Raw genomic sequence first — 14,875 nt, 5'->3', positions numbered from 1 at the left:
CTGAACGGACAGATGTGGGAATTGACGAAACAGTTCCGCTTCGAGGCGGCGCATACGCTGAAGGGGACGACCTTTGGTGAAGCGAGCGAAGAGATCCACGGCCACTCCTTCCGCGCCGAGGTGACCGTGCGCGGCACGCCGGATCCTGCGACCGGCATGGTGGTCGATCTCGGCCTGCTCCAGCGCGCGATCGAAGAGGTGCGCTTGATGCTCGACCACAAGTTCCTCAACAAGATCGAGGCGCTCGGCACACCGACGCTGGAAAACCTCTCGCGCTTCGTCTGGGAGCGGCTGGCGCATATCGGCAAGCTGACCCGCGTCAGCATCCACCGCGACAGTTGCAACGAAAGCTGCACCTATTACGGTCCGCAGACGTGATATCTCGCAGGGCGGGCAAAGCGGAGCATGCCCACCAATCGAGACGAGGGTGAGAGATGGTGGGCACGGCGCAGGGGCGCCTTTGCCCACCCTACGAGAGCGGTGGAATGGAGATGGACGTTTCGATAATCGAAGACCGCAAGGCCCGCGCCCGCGCCTGGTTCGAGCGCTTGCGCGACGACATCTGCGACAGCTTCGAGCGGCTCGAGGACGACGCGCCGCACAGCCTCTATCCCGGCGCGGCCGGCCGCTTCAATCGTACGCCCTGGCAGCGCACTGACCACAGCGGGGCCAAGGGTGGCGGCGGCGTGATGTCGATGATGCATGGCCGGCTGTTCGAGAAGGTCGGCGTGCACTGCTCGACCGTGCATGGCGAGTTCGCACCCGAGTTTCGTGCGCAGATTCCGGGCGCGGCGGAAGATCCGCGGTTCTGGGCCTCCGGCATTTCGCTGATCGCGCATATGCGCAATCCGCACGTGCCGGCCGTGCACATGAACACGCGCTTCGTCGTCACCACCAAGGCGTGGTTCGGCGGCGGCGCCGATCTCACGCCGGTGCTGAATCGCAGGCGCACGCAGGAGGATGCTGATACCCTCGCCTTCCACGCCGCGATGAAGCAGGCCTGCGACCAGCCGGGCGGCGTTGCCGATTACGACAAGTACAAGAAATGGTGCGACGAGTATTTCTATCTGCCGCACCGGAAAGAGGCGCGCGGCGTCGGCGGCATCTTCTACGACTGGCACGACAGCGGCGACTGGGACGCCGACCTCGCGTTCACGCAGGATGTCGGCCGCGCCTTTCTCAAGATCTACCCTGACATCGTCAGGCGCAATTTCGCGACAAGCTGGACCGCTGAAGACCGCGAGGAGCAGTTGATCCGGCGCGGGCGCTATGTCGAGTTCAACCTGCTCTACGACCGCGGCACCATCTTCGGGCTCAAGACCGGCGGCAATGTGGAGTCGATCCTGTCGTCGCTGCCGCCGGAGGTGAAATGGCCATGACCACGACAAACAGCGTGATCAAGCCGCTGCCCCGCGCCATGCTGATCGACATGGACGACACCATCCTGTCGGCCTATGGCCGGCCCGAGATTGCCTGGAACACGATCGCGGAGGAATTCGCCGAAGAGCTCGCGCCGCTGCCGCCGCCGCAGGTCGCCACCGCCGTGCTGGCCTCTGCCCGGCAGTTCTGGTCGACCGCGGGAGCGGAGTGGCGCATGAAGCTCGGCGAGGCCCGCCGGCTGACGGTGCGCGGCGGTTTTGCCGCGCTCGCCGCGAGCGGCCATCGCGCGCTCTCGGACGATCTCGCCGATCGCCTCGCCGACCGCTTCACGACCTATCGCGAGGAAGCGATCTTCGTCTTCCCCGGTGCGCATGATGCGATCGACGCCTTCAAGGCCCACGGCGTCAAGCTCGCGCTGGTCACCAATGGTGCCGCCGACATGCAGCGCGCCAAGGTCGAGCGCTTCGAGCTGACCCATCGCTTCGATCACATCCAGATCGAGGGCGAGCATGGTTTCGGCAAGCCCGAGGAGCGCGCCTATCTGCATGCGATGGAAGCGCTCGGCGTCACCGCCGAGGACACCTGGATGATCGGCGACAATCTGGAATGGGAAGTGGTGACGCCGCAGCGCCTCGGCATCTATGCGATCTGGCTCGACGCGCATGGCGAGGGCCTGCCCGAGGGCTCGACCGTCAAGCCCGACCGCATCATCCGCTCGCTGACCGAGCTGGTGCCGGGCTAGGTTTTCGAAAACAACCCCATGCACAGTAGGCGGCTGCTGCAGAATCAGCAGCTTGCGGCAAGAGGCAACGCGACTACGGATTTTGCGAAAATTCGTTGTCCCGTCGGGCAAAACAGGCGTATGATGCCATCGTGGGCAATTTTCGACCCGGCGCGCACTTCGCGGGCCGCCGTCGTTATTGTGGTGCTTGGGGCAATCGCGGCATCGTGGCCAGGAGCCCGGTTCTCCGGGAGAGCGCCGACCACCAGCGACTGAGCCTGGTGTGCTTCTGCAAGAGTGCCAGCCCCTCGGGGGTCAACACAAAGTAGCCGATCATCGGCGCGAGGTGGATGTCGGCCAACGACAAATCCTTGCCGGTGAGGTATTGCCCCCGGCCAGCCATTGTCTCCAGAGCCGCAAGGACCTTTGGCGCTGCTTCCAGGCCCCGTTCAACCTCGCTCTCGTCAACCGGTCGCCCCAAGGCGGGCCTGAAAACCCTGTGCGAAAAGACCTGTCTCACCAGGGGCCAATAAGCGTGGCTGTCCACGATCGACATGATCTGACTGCAGCGCGCGCGTTCTCTTGGCTCGGTTGGCTGGAGCTTCGGACCTTCAAAGGCCTCATCGACGTATCGCGTGATGGCGCCCGTCTCGTAAACAGCGAAGCCGTCGTGAACCAGCGCGGGCACGCGCTTGAACGGATGGATGGCAAGATAGCTTGCCGGCACATTTTCGGAGAACGGATCGACTTCGAGCCAATTGTAGACCACGCCCTTTTCATGGAGAGCCAACCGAGCGATCCAGGAATATACGCTGTACTGGTAGCCGTAGAGTTCGACGGTCATTTGCCCTGTCATCTTACCCCTTCTTCCACGTTCCAAAGTGAACATTCCCCTGCCACTTAGTGGTCCGTCGCCGGAGAGGCGGGCTCGCGGTCGCGAGGAATGATGTACAGGAGCTGCGGCAGAATGGTTTCCGGCGAGAAGTAGAACGGCCCTTCGCCGATCCTGATGGCCCCCATGCGCGTGTAAAACCCTTCCGCGGAAGGTTCGGCGTTGATCATCAGGGCGCCGGCTTTCATCCCGAGCGTGCTCGTTACGGCTGCCTCGAACAGAGCCCGACCGATTCCGCGTTTCCAACACGGTGGATCGACATACAGGCCGTGAAGCAACGCAATTCCCTGAAGCGCCGGCAGTGCCCAGACGACGCCAACGGCATCGCCGGAATCTTCCGCGACTCGAACATGTCCCGAATTGATGAGCGGCACCGTGATCGTCAGCGCTGGCATCACACGATCGATGAACGCTTCGTCGTGCCCTGCATGCATCGTCGCGCGGACGCAGAGGCGCGTGAGCTCACGCTGCTCGTCCAGCCTGGCCGCTCGAATTCTGTAGACGTTCATTGCACCTCCGCCGCTCTCCAGCCGACCCTCTATTAGACTCTGCAATCTTTGCCGCGGTTGCCGCCGGCCTCACCCTGGCCGCCGGATCGATTCGACGCATCGACATGCGGTTCTGCACCGCGCGAATAGCTGGTACCGGAATATTGTGATACAACCCCTGGCTGTCGGGAAAGCATTTCCGACTATTTTCTGGAGGTACCCATGCGATCGTCGTTTGGCTTCGCCGTGCCGTCCGTCGTCCTTACTTTGTCAGCTGTCTTGCTGTGCAGCACATCAGGCACGGCACTGTCGCAACCCACACCAAACTCCTTGCTGCCCGCCGTTTCGGTCGAAGCGCCGAAGCCCAGACCGACCGTTGCGCCACGGCAGGGGCCAGCGACCGTGACCTCTCACCACCGCGCCAGCGGCTCATCATCCGCTCAAGATCCGGCGTTCGCGCCGGGCACACCATTGGCGAGGCTTGCCAAGCTGGAGCGATCCGCCAGCAGCTGCAACGGTGGCTGCGAAACCAGCTATCGAGTCGGCAACGCGCCCTGGGTCGGATGCAGCTTGAGTGGCGGCTCTGAGCCTTACACCAGTCATTTCTCGGCAACGTGCCGAGACACGCTGACCTACAATACCTACGCCCAGTGCGTCGAAACCAAGGCCTTCCTCGGCGCATCGCCCCGAGAGACCAGGTGGCTTTGCACCAGCCTGCTGGCCGGAGGCAAGCTGGCCGGCGAAAGGCAGGTCGCCGAAAGCCGCCGCTAGTCCACGCCGCCGTCAGGAGCGCCGTCCGGAATGCCGGGCGGTCGCTTCCTGTTTACCCCGCCGCATCCCGTCAGCTGCCGCAGCCCTCGGCGACATCTCGGATGACGCCTTGGGTGTTCGATGCTGACAGGATCTGGCAGCAGCGCGTGATATCAGCCGGCATGTCGCGCGCTCAACGCCTTCTTGATGTGATCCAGCTCTTGCGCAGTCACCGCCGGCCGGTCGCGGCAGGCCGGCTGGCCGAGGAGCTGGGTGTCTCGCTGCGGACGATCTATCGGGACATCGAGACGCTGAAGGGCCAGGGGGCCCACATCGATGGCGAGGCCGGCATCGGCTATGTGTTGCGGCCGGGGTTCATGTTGCCGCCGCTGATGTTCTCGGAAGAGGAGATCGAAGCCTTGGTGCTGGGCGGCCGGTGGGTTGCGGCACAGCCGGATGAGCCGCTCGGCAAGGCGGCCAAGAACGTGCTTGCGAAGATCGCCGCCGTGCTACCGGACGATCTGCAGCGGAGCCTGGAAACCTCGGGCCTGATGGTCGCGCGCCGCGATCCGGCGGCAGGCGACGCCGAATTGCCGGTCATCCGGGCCGCCATCCGCAACGAGCGCAAATTGCGCATCGTCTACAGCGACGAACGGGACAACCGCACCAATCGCACCATCTGGCCGATCGCGCTCGGGTTCTTCGACCGGGTCCGCATGGTGGCGGCCTGGTGCGAGAGCCGCAGCGACTACCGCCATTTTCGCACCGACCGGATCGTGTCGATCACGCTGACAGAGCGCCGCTATCCACGCCGCCGCACCGATTTGCTGCGGGAATGGCGGCAGCGGGAATGCATTGGTGAGCACTGACCATGCTGACAGAAACTGGCAGTACCTTCAGTTAAGCGTCGGCCATCGCCAGCTGAACAGGAGATGCAAATGGCCGACTTCAACCTCGTGGTGCTCTATGTCAACGATGCGCAAGCGAGCTCCACTTTCTATCAGACCCTGCTGGGGTGCCCCGTCGCGCAATCATCCCCCAAATTCGTGGTGCTTCCGCTCGGGAGCGGCGTCATGCTGGGCCTGTGGCAGCGGGATGCCGTCGTGCCGCCGTCTGTTGCGGAGGCCGGTAGCAGCGAGATCTCATGGGCGGCCGCGAACGAGGAAGCCGTGCGCGCGACCTTTGAAGCATGGACGAGCCGCGGGGTGCGGATTGCGCAGCCTCCGACCGCAATGCCGTTCGGACATACCTTCGTTGCGCTCGATCCCGACGGTCATCGCCTGCGCGTGCTGGCGACCGCCGCGTAAGGCCGATTGCGCCGAGCGACAAGGCTGACTAGGAAATTCGGATGAATTCCGAATCGTCCCCTAGTTGGCCAGTCGTGGAGCCACCGCCTTTCCTTCCCGCGCCCCGCCGCCGGTGGCCGCTTGCACTCGTCACCGGCGTTGTCCTCGCGCTCGCAGGCGCAGGGGCCTGTTATGTCTGGCTGAATCCCGGATTGCTCGTTCAAACGGCGGGGCGCGAGGCTGCGGATGCCGAACCCAATGCCAATGACAAGGCTTTCATGACGGACCTGCTTGCCGCGCAGCAGAAGACGGCTGACGATGTGGCCGCGGTCGAAAGGACGGTGGCCGATCAGCAAGAGCAGCTGAAGGCGATCATGGGTCAGCTTGCCAACCTCAGTTCGAAAATCGACGCACTGAAGGGCCCCGGCCCGCAGCCACCGGCCGCACCGTCTCCGTCGCCCGGGGCCGTTACGTCGACGCCGCCGGCTTCTGCGCCTGCCGTCGCACCTGCTCCGGCAGCACGCGTCGTCCCACGGCCGAAGAAGCCGCCGCGCGCAGCGACCCCGACGGGTCCGATCTCGGTCGGAGGAGCGCCGCTGAACGCCGCGCCCGCTGCGACCGCGCGCTGAGCAAGGCCGTCTAAAGCGCGATGCGATCAGGATTGTTTGTCATCGCGCTTTAGCTCTTTGTTTGAGCATGATCTTTTCGGAAAACCGCTGCACACTTTTCCGGATCATGCTCTAACCGATCAACTGCTTCGCCGCCGCCGAGATCATCACAAGGCCACCGGCGATCACGGCAACATCCAGGATCGCGGTGTGGATGTGCACCGGCATCCGCTCGACGAAGGCTTTGGCCAGGAACGCGCCGGGGATGGCGATGCCGCCGATCAAAAGCGCGAAGGCGAGCACTTGCGCGGTGACGGCGCCGGCGAGGCCGAACACCGAGATCTTGATGAGGCCGGTGCCGAGCGAGATCATCGCGTCGGTCGCGATCACGGCGGCGCCTTCGAGGCCGGCGGCCATCAGCAGCGAGAGCAGGATCACGCCGGAGCCTGACGTGCCGCCGACGAGGACGCCGTAACCGACCGAGCCCGCGGCCAATCCCGTGTCGCCGATCCTGACCTCGCGGCGACGGAGCGCGCGGCGCAGCGGCACGCTCAGGATCAGCATGGTGCCGATCACGATCGCGGCGCCGGCGTTGGTGAGGCGGGTGTAGCCGTAGGCGCCGAGCGCGGTGGTCAGCGCGGCGCAGGCGAGCACGATCGCCGCGCGGCGTCGGTCGACGTAGCGGAGATAAGCCACAGTGCGGCTGGAATTGGTGAAGAGCGCCGAGATCGCGATGATCGGCACCACAGGCTCGGCGCCGACCAGAGGCACCAGCACAAGGGGCATCAACGCGCCGGTGCCGTAGCCGGCGAGACCACCGATGATGGAAGCAAACAACGCCATCATTGCGACCAGCAGCAGCTGGAAAATCGAGATGTCGGCGAAGCCTGCGACGATGGTCAATGTTTCTCGCGAGTGGCGCGTGCGGCGGCTTGATCGGCGATGGCAGCGAGTGCGGCTTGCTCTAGTGGAAAATCGGCTGCAAGCCAAGCGTCCTCGGCGAGTGTCAACACATGTCCGAGCGCAGGTCCTTCCGCCATGCCGCGAGCGATGAAGTCGGCAGCCTTCAGCGGGAATTTCGGCGCGGTCCAGCGCTGCGGCAGCTCGGCGAGCTCGCGCCAGCGCGACGAATTGGCATCGCTGCCGCTGCGTGCCCAGGCCAGCAACACGCGATCGTGATAGCGCTCGGGCCCGAGCCGATAGAGCAGCCGCCGCGCACGCGCCTCGTCCATGGCGGCAAAGCGCCACCAGCGATGGCCCATCGAATCCAGCGCCTTGGCTTCGGCGTTGGAGAGCCGAAGGCGCGTCGCGACACGCTTGGCGTCTTCGGTGACCGCAACAGTCAGCGCCGCGAGACGGCGCGTGGGGCTGGCTGTCAGGCCCAGCGTGCGCTCGATCGCGATCATCGCCGTCAGCGGCCCGGCATAGGCGACGCCGCCGATCATGGCCTGCAGCAGGCCGGCATCGACCATGGCCAGCGCGGCGGCGGATGCGCCTTGCGCCACCAGCAATTTGAGCATCTCCATGCGCAGCCGCTCGGCCGAGAGCGTGGCAAGGCCGGCGCGGCCGCGGATGCAGGCGAGAGTGGCCTCGCGGTCGGGCTCGCCGGCGCCGAAGGCGGCGTGGATGCGGAAGAAGCGCAGGATGCGCAGGTAATCTTCCGCGATGCGCTGATCGGGATCGCCGATGAATCGCACGCGGCGCGCCTTGGCATCGGCGATGCCGCCGACATAGTCGTAGACGACGCCGCTAGCGTCGACCGACAGGCCGTTCATGGTGAAGTCGCGCCGCTCGGCGTCCTTCACCCAGTCGCGGCCGAAGGCAACCTTGGCCTTGCGGCCGAAGGTCTCGGTGTCCTCGCGCAGCGTCGTGACCTCATAGGGCGCGCCGTCGATGACCAGCGTGACGGTGCCGTGGTCGATGCCGGTCGGCACGCACTTGATGCCGGCGGCCTTCGCGCGCCGCACCACCTCCTCCGGCAGCGCCGTGGTGGCGATATCCATATCGCCCGGCGGCAGGCCGAGCAGCGCGTTGCGGACGGTGCCGCCGACCACGCGCGCCTGCTCGCCGCCCGCGCCCAGCAGTTGCAGGACGCGCGCGGTCCCGCCTGCAGTCAGCCAGGGCGCACCCGCAAGGATCGGCTCCGCGCTCATCGTCCGGCCCTTATCTTTCGGTGCCCGGCACGAGCCTGCCGTTCTCGATATGGGCGGGAACGTAGGTCGAGTTCGGCGCAGCGCCGGAGAAATGCGCAAGGCCGACCAGCCCGGCAATGACGAGCACGAGCGCCACCAGGATGAGGCGCGCGACGATGGTAACAGGCCAGGACGATTGCACGAACAGGCCGGACCGCGTGGCGGCCAGGAACAGCGCATAGACGGCAAAGGGGATGAGGAAGATTCCGATCTCGGTCAGAACCGGCCGGATCATGATGAATAGATCCGCTCATACAGCACACGCAGCATTCCGGCCGTGGCGCCCCAGATGTAGCGCTCCGCGAACGGCATCGCATAGTAAAACCGCTCCATGCCGCGGAATTCCTTGCTGTGGACCTGGTGATTGGCCGGATTCATCAGGAAGGATAGCGGTACTTCGAATGCGTCATCAACCTCGGAATGGTTGATGTTGAGCTGAAAACCGGGCCTGACACGGGCGACCGTGGGCAGGATGCGGAAGCCGAACGCGGTGCCGTAGAGATCGAGATAGCCGATCGGCTCGATGAAATCCCGGGATAATCCGACCTCCTCCTCGGCCTCGCGCAGTGCGGCGTCGAGCGGCGAGGAATCGATCGCGTCGATCTTGCCGCCGGGAAAGGCGATCTGGCCGGCGTGGTCGTTGAGATGCGCCGAGCGCTGCGTCAGCAGGATGGTCGGCTCGGGATGGTCGACCACCGCGATCAGCACCGCCGCAGGGCGCACCGGCTGCTCGCGCGCGACGATCTCGAGCATCTTGTCGGTGCCGGGATCGCCGGAGGCCGGGATGATGTTGGGATCAAAAAGTCCGGCCGGCACGTCGAAGCTGAGCCGCGCCTTGGAGCGGGCGAAGAAATCCGCGGCTCCCATCGCGTACTTGGAATTGCTCTTGGAGATAGGCTTGTTCAAAGCGCGGCCCTCACCTGCTCCGCGTCGGCCATGGCGAAGAACTCGCCGGCCGACTCGACGCCAAACATCGGCTGGCCATCGACCATCCGCTCCTCGCCCATGTCAACCAGATCGTAATAGAGCGCGCGCGTGACCTTGGCCCAAAGATCGGCGCGGACATGCAGGTAGGGCGTCAGGCCGCCATCGGCCGCCTGCTCGAAGCGCAGCCGGTGCGCGGCATCGCAGGTGACCCAGTCGTCGACATTGGTGCGGAAGCTCAGCACGGGATGGTTGTCCTCGTCGCGCTTCAGCATCTCCACCGCCATGAACGGCGCGTCATCGACGACGATGCCGACCTTCTCCACCGGCGTGACGAGGAAATGCTTGTCGCCCTCGCGCTTGAGGATGGTGGAGAACAGGCGGACCAGCGCGTGACGGCCGATTGGCGTGCCCATGTAGAACCAAGTACCATCGGAAGCGATTCGGATATCGAGATCGCCGCAAAACGGCGGATTCCACAGATGCACCGGAGGCAGGCCCTTTTTGGCACCTTCGGCATTGGCAGCACTTTTGGCGGCGGCAGTCAGCCCCTCAAGACCGCGATCGCCGCTCTGCCCTTGGTTCGCCATGGTTTGCCCTGACTTTGTCCGTTGGCACGATTGGTGCAGGCCTGACTTAGAAGTCTACGTTGTACGTAAGTCTACGGTTCCACCCCGGTTTCCCCCGGTGTGGAGGTCTCCACTTCGTGATGCCGTACATACCCCGAAGCCGATAAGGTGGGGATAGGTTAATTCAACGAATACATGGCGTTCCTGCAAGTCTAGCATAGGGGCCATGACGCAGATTGATGCGATAAATTCGACGACGATAAATTCGACGACGCAGCAGAGCCGCGTGGCAGGCTTGAGGAGCTAACGGATGGCAGAGAGTGTCGAGAAGCTCGAAGACGGCATCGTTCGTTCGGCCGAGCAGGTGTCTGCACAGATTCGCGCAGCGAAGGATGCGATCGGGTCGGTGATCTTCGGCCAGGATCGCGTGGTCGAGAACACGCTGGTCACCATCCTCTCCGGGGGCCACGCGCTTCTGATCGGCGTTCCCGGCCTGGCCAAGACAAAGCTGGTCGAGACGCTCGGCGTCACGCTCGGTCTCGATGCCAAGCGCATCCAGTTCACGCCCGACCTGATGCCCTCGGACATTCTCGGCGCCGAAGTGCTCGACGAGAGCACCGCGGGCAAGCGCTCGTTCCGCTTCATCTCCGGGCCTGTGTTCGCGCAGCTGTTGATGGCCGACGAGATCAACCGCGCCTCACCGCGCACGCAATCGGCGCTGCTGCAGGCGATGCAGGAGCAGCACATCACCGTCGCCGGCGCGCGCCATGATCTGCCGAAACCGTTCCACGTGCTGGCCACGCAAAACCCGCTGGAGCAGGAGGGCACCTATCCACTGCCCGAGGCGCAGCTCGACCGCTTCCTGATGGAGATCGACGTCGACTATCCCGATCGCGACGCCGAGCGCCGCATCCTGTTCGAAACCACAGGCGCCGAGGAGACGCTGGCGAAGGGATCGATGAATGCGGATGCGCTGATCACGGCGCAGCGGCTGGTGCGCCGCCTGCCGGTCGGCGATTCCGTGGTGGAGGCCATCCTCTCGCTGGTGCGCTCGGCGCGTCCGGGTCCTGACAGCGGCGAGGCCGGCAAGTTCATCGCCTGGGGCCCCGGTCCGCGCGCCAGTCAATCCTTGATGCTCGCGGTGCGTGCGCGCGCGCTGATCGACGGGCGCCTCGCGCCCTCGATCGACGACGTGCTCGACCTCGCCGAGCCGGTGCTGAAGCACCGCATGGCGCTGACGTTCCAGGCGCGCGCCGAAGGACGCACGATTCCGGACGTGATCCGGCAATTGAAGACACGGATCGGTTGATGGCTGCAGAGACCGGGCACACGGCGAAGGAGATCATCGCAATCCGACGTGCCGATGGCGAAAGCCGCACGCTTGCAGCTTCCTTGCCACGCCTGGTGCTCGAGGCCCGCCGCATCGCCGCCAACGTCATCCACGGCTTGCACGGCAGGCGCCGCGCCGGCTCCGGCGAAAATTTCTGGCAATATCGCCGCTTCGTCTCCGGCGAGCCGTCGCAGAATGTCGACTGGCGCAGATCGGCGCGTGACGACCATCTCTATGTCCGCGAGCTCGAATGGGAGGCCTCGCACACGGTGTGGATCTGGCCTGATCGCTCGCCCTCGATGGCGTTCGCCTCGAGGACCGCGCGCGAGTCCAAGCTGGAGCGCACCCTGATCGTCGCCTTCGCGCTGGCCGAGCTGCTGGTCGCGGGCGGCGAACGCGTCGGTATTCCCGGCCTGATGGCGCCGACCGCAAGCCGCAGCGTCATCGACAAGATGGCGCAGGCGATGCTGCATGACGATGCCATCAGGCTCAGCCTGCCGCCCTCCTTCGTGCCCGCGGCGCTCGCCGAAACCATCGTGCTGTCGGATTTCTGGTCGCCGATATCAGAGATCAGGACGACGCTCGCAGGACTGTCCGGCTCCGGCGCGCATGGCACCCTGGTGCAGATCGTCGATCCCGCCGAAGAGAGCTTCCCCTATTCCGGCCGCGTCGAGTTCGTCGAGCCCGAGGGCTTTGGCGTCATTACCGCCGGCCGCGCCGAGAGCTGGGCGGAGGATTACACCACGCGGCTGGCCCTGCACCGCGACCAGATCCGCGCCGAGACGGCCAAGCTCGACTGGCTGTTCACGACGCACGCGACCGACCGCTCGGCCGCCGAATTGCTGCTGTTCCTGCATGCCGGCATGCAGGTGAGCAAGTCGGGCGCCCGCGTCACCTCGATCAAGGCGGGGCCGGCCGCATGATGGGATTGCCGCTCGCCTTCACCGAACCGCTGCTCCTGATCGGCCTCGTCAGCCTCCCGGTGTTGTGGTGGCTGCTCCGCGTGATGCCGCCGCGGCCGCGCCGCATCGAATTTCCGCCGACCCGTCTCTTGTTCGACATCGCACCGCGCGAGGAGACGCCTTCGCGGACGCCATGGTGGCTGACGGCGCTGCGGCTGCTGGCCGCCGCGCTGGTGATCTTCGCCGCCGCCGGCCCGATCTGGAATCCGCAAGTGGGCCTTGCCGCCAGCAAGGCGCCGCTGATGATCATGCTCGACGACGGCTGGAGCGCCGCCTCGAACTGGGACACCAGGATCCGGGCCGCCGACGAGCTGATCGCGAATGCCGAGAACGACCGCCGCGGCATTGCGCTGGTGCCGCTGTCGGAGCCGAACCGCGACATCACGCTGATGCCGGCGGGCGCCGCGCGCGTTGCGCTGCGGCAGTTCGTGCCAAAGCCCTATTCGATCGAGCGCGTTGAAACTCTCACCGCAATCGATCGTTTCCTGAAAGCAACCGGCGATTGCGAGATCGCCTGGCTGTCCGACGGCGTCGACACCGGCCGCGGCGAAGAGTTCGTGGCCGGGCTCGGCAGGACCATGGGGGATCGCAGCTTGACGCTGTTCGAAGGCGGCACCTCTTCCCCGCTGGCGCTGGTCGCGGCGGAAAACGCGGCGGCGAAGATGACGGTGAAGGTGCTGCGCACCGACAGCGGCATTCTCGCCGGCACCGTGCGGGCGCTGGACCAGAAAGCCTCGCCGATCGGCGAGGCGCGCTTCACCTTCGGACCACAGGACAAGGAGGTCGATGCCGCGTTCGACCTGCCGGTCGAGCTGCGCAACGACATCTCCAGGCTCGAGATCTCCGGCGAGCGTTCGGCGGGCGCGGTGCAGCTGCTCGACAAGCGCTGGCGCCGCCGCGCCATCGGCATCGTCTCGGGCTCGACCAGCGAGACCTCGCAGCCGCTGCTCGCGCCGACCTTCTACCTGACACGCGCGCTGGCGCCGTTCGCCGACGTGCGGCTCGCCGACAAGGGCGCCCCACAGCAGGGCATCACCCAGTTTTTGGACCAGAAGCTGCCGATGATCATCCTCGCCGATGTCGGCACCGTCGCGCCTGACTTGCGCGAGCGCCTCAACGCCTGGATCGCCCAGGGCGGCGTGCTGGTGCGGTTTGCCGGGCCCCGCCTGGCGCAGGCCGAAGACGATCTCGTGCCGGTCAAGCTGCGCAAGGGCGGCCGCACGCTCGGCGGCAGCCTGACCTGGGAGAAGCCGCAGCATCTCGCCAGCTTCACCCCTGACGGCCCGTTTGCCGGCGTCGCCGTCCCCAAGGACGTCACCGTCAGCCGGCAGGTGCTGGCTGAGCCAGACGCCGTGCTCGCCACCAAGAGCTGGGCCTCGCTCGAGGACGGCACGCCGCTCGTCACAGGCGAGCATCGCGGCAAGGGCATCGTCAGCCTGTTCCACGTCAGCGCCGACATGCGCTGGTCGGATCTGCCGATGTCCGGCACCTTCGTCGAAATGCTCCGGCGGGTCGTCGACATGTCCGGCTACACCGCCAAGCCCGGCCCCGGCGTCGCCACTGAAGCGACCGCCGAGACGCTGGCGCCGCTGCACATGCTCGACGGCTTCGGCGCCTTCGGCCCGCCGCCCGCCACCGCCAAGCCGCTGACGGCTGATTATCGCGACCGCGCCACGCCGGACCATCCGCCCGGCTACTACGGTCCGGCAGAAGGACCGCTCGCCGTGAACACGCTCGCCGCCGCCGATCGCATCGCAGCCCTCAACACCGCGCCGCTGCACGCAAGGCGCGCCACCTACACCAATGCCGAGCCGCGCGACCTGCGCGGCTGGCTGCTGTCGACTTCGCTGGCGCTGTTCCTGATCGACGCCCTCATCGTCGCGCTGCTCGGTGGCGGCCTTGCCGCGCTGCTGCGCCGCCGCGCCGCGCCCGCCATGATCCTGCTTGGCGTCTTGCTCGCAGGTGTCGCGGTGCTGTCGCCGACGCCCTCGCGCGCCGACGGCGTCTCGGACGAGTTCGCGATGAAGTCGACGTCGCAGACCCGCCTTGCTTATGTGGTCACCGGCAATGCCGACGTCGATTCCATCGTCAAGGCCGGCATGTCCGGCCTGACGCTGTTCCTGGCCCAGCGCACCGCGCTCGAGGCCGGCGATCCCGTCGGCGTCGATCCCGCGCGCGACGAGCTCGCCTTCTTCCCGCTGATCTACTGGCCGATCGTGCCGGGCCAGCCGAAGCCGCCGCAGGACGCCATCAACAAGATCGAGGCCTATATGAAGCAGGGCGGCACCGTGATCTTCGACACCCGCGATGCGGTCGAAGCGCCGCCCGGCGATAACGGCGCCGCGCAGACGCCGGGCATGCAGGCCCTGCGCGAGATCCTGTCCTCGCTCGACGTGCCCGAGCTCGAGCCGGTGCCGCGCGAGCACGTGCTGACCAAGACGTTTTATCTGTTGCGCGACTTCCCCGGCCGCTTCAATTCAGGCCAGACCTGGGTCGAGACGCTGCCGCGCGAGGATGACGACGAGAGCGCGCAGCGGCCCGCCCGCGGCGGCGACGGCGTCTCGCCGATCATCATCACCTCCAACGACCTCGCCGGCGCCTGGGCGCTCCGGCCCGACGGCCAGCCGATGCTGCCGCTGACGCCGGGCGAGCCGCGCCAGCGCGAATTCGCCTACCGCGCCGGCGTCAACATCGTGATGTACACGCTGACCGGCAACTACAAGGCCGACCAGGTGCACGCGCCGGCCCTGATCGAACGGCTGGGGCAATAGGA

At 66.1% G+C, this 14,875-nt stretch carries 17 protein-coding genes; 10 read left to right on the top strand and 7 right to left on the bottom strand.

Annotation, left to right across the window (positions count from 1 at the left end; genetic code table 11):
- Positions 1–12 precede the first annotated feature (12 nt).
- The 3 genes from XH98_RS39100 (at position 13) to XH98_RS39090 (ending at position 2,122) form a co-directional block, all read left to right on the top strand.
- Positions 13–378, top strand: coding sequence for a 6-pyruvoyl trahydropterin synthase family protein (locus XH98_RS39100; RefSeq protein WP_057757100.1), 366 nt, complete (start codon positions 13–15; stop codon positions 376–378).
- Between the two features lie 113 nt (positions 379–491).
- The gene (gene hemF / locus XH98_RS39095) at positions 492–1,379 is read left to right on the top strand and encodes an oxygen-dependent coproporphyrinogen oxidase (protein WP_205668293.1); all 888 of its coding nucleotides are present in this window, start codon (positions 492–494) and stop codon (positions 1,377–1,379) included.
- Positions 1,370–2,122 (top strand): HAD family hydrolase, encoded by a 753-nt coding sequence (locus XH98_RS39090; protein WP_271621762.1) that lies wholly within the window; start codon positions 1,370–1,372, stop codon positions 2,120–2,122. Before hemF ends, XH98_RS39090 begins: the two co-directional genes overlap by 10 nt.
- Positions 2,123–2,297: 175 nt before the next feature.
- Here XH98_RS39090 and XH98_RS39085 read toward each other — a convergent pair whose 3' ends face one another.
- Together XH98_RS39085 and XH98_RS39080 are read right to left on the bottom strand one after the other, a co-directional pair.
- The gene (locus XH98_RS39085) at positions 2,298–2,945 is read right to left on the bottom strand and encodes a glutathione S-transferase family protein (RefSeq protein WP_271621761.1); all 648 of its coding nucleotides are present in this window, start codon (positions 2,943–2,945) and stop codon (positions 2,298–2,300) included.
- Between the two features lie 56 nt (positions 2,946–3,001).
- The gene (locus XH98_RS39080; RefSeq protein ID WP_271621760.1) at positions 3,002–3,388 is read right to left on the bottom strand and encodes a GNAT family N-acetyltransferase; all 387 of its coding nucleotides are present in this window, start codon (positions 3,386–3,388) and stop codon (positions 3,002–3,004) included.
- A 315-nt stretch (positions 3,389–3,703) separates the two neighbouring features.
- On the opposite strand from XH98_RS39080, the gene XH98_RS39075 reads away from it, so the two are divergent.
- The 4 genes from XH98_RS39075 to XH98_RS39060 all read left to right on the top strand — a co-directional run bounded on the left by XH98_RS39075 (position 3,704) and on the right by XH98_RS39060 (position 6,146).
- Positions 3,704–4,252 (top strand): hypothetical protein, encoded by a 549-nt coding sequence (locus tag XH98_RS39075; RefSeq protein ID WP_271599714.1) that lies wholly within the window; start codon positions 3,704–3,706, stop codon positions 4,250–4,252.
- Between the two features lie 161 nt (positions 4,253–4,413).
- The gene (locus XH98_RS39070; protein ID WP_271599800.1) at positions 4,414–5,100 is read left to right on the top strand and encodes a helix-turn-helix transcriptional regulator; all 687 of its coding nucleotides are present in this window, start codon (positions 4,414–4,416) and stop codon (positions 5,098–5,100) included.
- 69 nt (positions 5,101–5,169) lie between these two features.
- Complete coding sequence (locus XH98_RS39065) at positions 5,170–5,538, top strand: VOC family protein (protein ID WP_271621759.1); 369 nt, start codon at positions 5,170–5,172, stop codon at positions 5,536–5,538.
- A gap of 191 nt (positions 5,539–5,729) precedes the next feature.
- On the top strand, positions 5,730–6,146 hold the full coding sequence (locus XH98_RS39060; protein WP_271599716.1) for a hypothetical protein: 417 nt from the start codon (positions 5,730–5,732) through the stop codon (positions 6,144–6,146).
- A 111-nt stretch (positions 6,147–6,257) separates the two neighbouring features.
- Here XH98_RS39060 and XH98_RS39055 read toward each other — a convergent pair whose 3' ends face one another.
- The 5 genes from XH98_RS39055 to XH98_RS39035 are packed head-to-tail and all read right to left on the bottom strand — an operon-like array spanning position 6,258 to position 9,831.
- The gene (locus tag XH98_RS39055; protein WP_271621758.1) at positions 6,258–7,028 is read right to left on the bottom strand and encodes a sulfite exporter TauE/SafE family protein; all 771 of its coding nucleotides are present in this window, start codon (positions 7,026–7,028) and stop codon (positions 6,258–6,260) included.
- On the bottom strand, positions 7,025–8,278 hold the full coding sequence (locus tag XH98_RS39050) for a CCA tRNA nucleotidyltransferase (protein ID WP_057757079.1): 1,254 nt from the start codon (positions 8,276–8,278) through the stop codon (positions 7,025–7,027). The genes XH98_RS39055 and XH98_RS39050 overlap by 4 nt, the downstream gene beginning before the upstream one ends.
- Positions 8,279–8,288: 10 nt before the next feature.
- Entirely contained in the window at positions 8,289–8,552 is a 264-nt protein-coding gene (locus tag XH98_RS39045) for a DUF6111 family protein (RefSeq protein ID WP_271599719.1), read from the bottom strand.
- Complete coding sequence (locus XH98_RS39040; protein ID WP_442868684.1) at positions 8,549–9,223, bottom strand: CoA pyrophosphatase; 675 nt, start codon at positions 9,221–9,223, stop codon at positions 8,549–8,551. The genes XH98_RS39045 and XH98_RS39040 overlap by 4 nt, the downstream gene beginning before the upstream one ends.
- Complete coding sequence (locus XH98_RS39035; protein ID WP_271599721.1) at positions 9,220–9,831, bottom strand: DUF1285 domain-containing protein; 612 nt, start codon at positions 9,829–9,831, stop codon at positions 9,220–9,222. The genes XH98_RS39040 and XH98_RS39035 overlap by 4 nt, the downstream gene beginning before the upstream one ends.
- A 289-nt stretch (positions 9,832–10,120) precedes the next feature.
- On the opposite strand from XH98_RS39035, the gene XH98_RS39030 reads away from it, so the two are divergent.
- The 3 genes from XH98_RS39030 to XH98_RS39020 are packed head-to-tail and all read left to right on the top strand — an operon-like array spanning position 10,121 to position 14,873.
- Complete coding sequence (locus tag XH98_RS39030) at positions 10,121–11,119, top strand: AAA family ATPase (protein WP_271599722.1); 999 nt, start codon at positions 10,121–10,123, stop codon at positions 11,117–11,119.
- On the top strand, positions 11,119–12,063 hold the full coding sequence (locus tag XH98_RS39025; protein WP_057757070.1) for a DUF58 domain-containing protein: 945 nt from the start codon (positions 11,119–11,121) through the stop codon (positions 12,061–12,063). Before XH98_RS39030 ends, XH98_RS39025 begins: the two co-directional genes overlap by 1 nt.
- On the top strand, positions 12,060–14,873 hold the full coding sequence (locus XH98_RS39020) for a DUF4159 domain-containing protein (protein ID WP_271621757.1): 2,814 nt from the start codon (positions 12,060–12,062) through the stop codon (positions 14,871–14,873). The genes XH98_RS39025 and XH98_RS39020 overlap by 4 nt, the downstream gene beginning before the upstream one ends.
- Positions 14,874–14,875 lie beyond the last annotated feature (2 nt).

It is taken from the genome of Bradyrhizobium sp. CCBAU 51745 (assembly GCF_028128715.1).
Classification (GTDB): Bacteria; Pseudomonadota; Alphaproteobacteria; order Rhizobiales; family Xanthobacteraceae; genus Bradyrhizobium; species Bradyrhizobium manausense.
Note: the sequence above shows the minus strand (reverse complement) of the source record. Positions and strands in the feature narration are given on the sequence as shown.